The sequence below is a fragment of the Phyllobacterium sp. P5_D12 genome (assembly GCF_054049495.1).
Genome location: NZ_JBFUMG010000763.1, coordinates 1 through 1,659 on the forward strand (window position 1 = coordinate 1; position 1,659 = coordinate 1,659).

Here is a 1,659-nt window from a genome sequence, read left to right on the forward strand (position 1 = left end):
TTGACAAGTATTCCAATGGGGTTAACAAGTTGATCGGAGAGCTTTTCGCCTCGGAGGAATTCCCCGCCCCACACCGCTTATGCTACCAACGCACGCCGCCGGTTTCGAGATCTGGTCGCGGTAGTGTTACCTTAACGTTCGCTGAGATCCGTTTCGGTCTTTGATCTCTCGACGAAGCGTTCTTGAGGCATGCGACTTCGCGCCATGCTTGCATGGCAGCCTGACGAAGTTGGCGGTGAGCTGATGAAGTGAATTTGTTGGAGACCGGTAACCTCTCTGGGGTTCACGCGTCACGCAAGAGGGGTGGTTTAGGTTTGAACAGTGAAGGTATGTTCGGCTCTGGTTGTCGGAATGGTGTCCGCAGTCGATCGCAAAGCTCGCCCTTCAGTTCAGCCGTCCGAACCTGCATGAGCATGTAAGCACCATGGAGGGACCAGCGCATCTGCTGCTTCTTGACCATCCGCTTGGCGACAAGTGAATTCACCGCCGACTCGGCGAGGGTGGTGGCGACGCGAAGCTCGGCACGATAGCGCTTCCCATAGTTGACGATCGCACCGCGATTCGAACGGACATAGGTCAGGAGCTGCAACCCGAGGCTATGAAGCCGTGCGATCGAGAATTCGTCGTCTCGCTGCGCATGCTTGAGTGTTGCCAAGAGCCGCTCAAGCTCACGGATGGCGCGATCGACGCGACCGTGCCACAAATGCCATTTGACGGCTCTGATATCTCTGTCGATGGAAGGAAGGGTTTCGAGACGACCCGATCGCGATCGAATGAGGTGATCGGCGATCTGCTGCATTGGCTGAATTTTCATCGCCATGTGAAACCAATCGATGATGTGGATTGTCGGCCTCGGCATCGCGCGAGGCAACCGTTTGAGGATTTCAGCGCCATCCGAGATCACCGTGACATCGCCAAAGCCGCAATACCCTTCGCGCCGAAGGGCATGAAGGGTGCGACCCCGAAGTGCCGTTTGATCGGTACTCCCGGTCACGAAATAACGGCCGCCAACTTCGCCCCGCCCACCGCGGCCGCATCTGGCCACTACGAGTTCGAAGTTGCCCGCTGAATTGCGATCGGCGCTGCGAACGTGAGCGGTATCGATACTGATGACGAACTCTTTGCGTCGATCGCCAGGAAGCTGCATTTCCAGCTGGCGTCGTTCATCCGTTGGAGGCCTTGCCCGCGATTCTTCCTCTGCAATCTGGTCGTCGAGCCGTTCGCCGATCCTGATCGTGCGCTTGCGCACGGTCGCATGCGTCTCGGTTGGCTCAAGAGGCAAGAATTCGGCAAGGACGCGAGCCGCCTGCCGGTACGGCATCATGCTTCCCAGCCGTGCCGTCAGTTCAGTTCCATCATCTCGGGCGTCGCCCGATCGGGGCAGATTTCATTCAGCGGCGCGAAGGCGACGACCATGCCCGGATAGCAATCCCGGCATAGCATCCAGCGGGGATTGCGAACCTCCACTATCCCGAACACCGTTCGGATGCGGCGCGTCGTGTAGTCCTTGACTCGCCGGAACGTGTGGCAATCGGGGCAGACCCGGCGAAAGAGGGAATAGGTTTCCGACTCATGGTTCACGACCGCGCTCTGCAACGCCGCCATGATCTTCTTGCCATCGTCGATTGACAGTCCTATGTCGCCGTCAAACAGACGCTC

At 58.3% G+C, this 1,659-nt stretch carries 1 protein-coding gene and 1 pseudogene; both read right to left on the bottom strand.

Annotated features, from left to right (window positions below; all coding sequences use genetic code 11):
- Nucleotides 1-283: 283 nt before the first annotated feature.
- Nucleotides 284-1,324: a hypothetical protein gene (locus ACXJ5O_RS26170; RefSeq protein ID WP_457302456.1), complete on the bottom strand. Its 1,041-nt coding sequence runs from the start codon at nucleotides 1,322-1,324 to the stop codon at nucleotides 284-286.
- A 17-nt stretch (nucleotides 1,325-1,341) separates the two neighbouring features.
- Nucleotides 1,342-1,659: pseudogene (locus ACXJ5O_RS26175) on the bottom strand (ISKra4-like element ISMet1 family transposase); the annotation flags it as partial.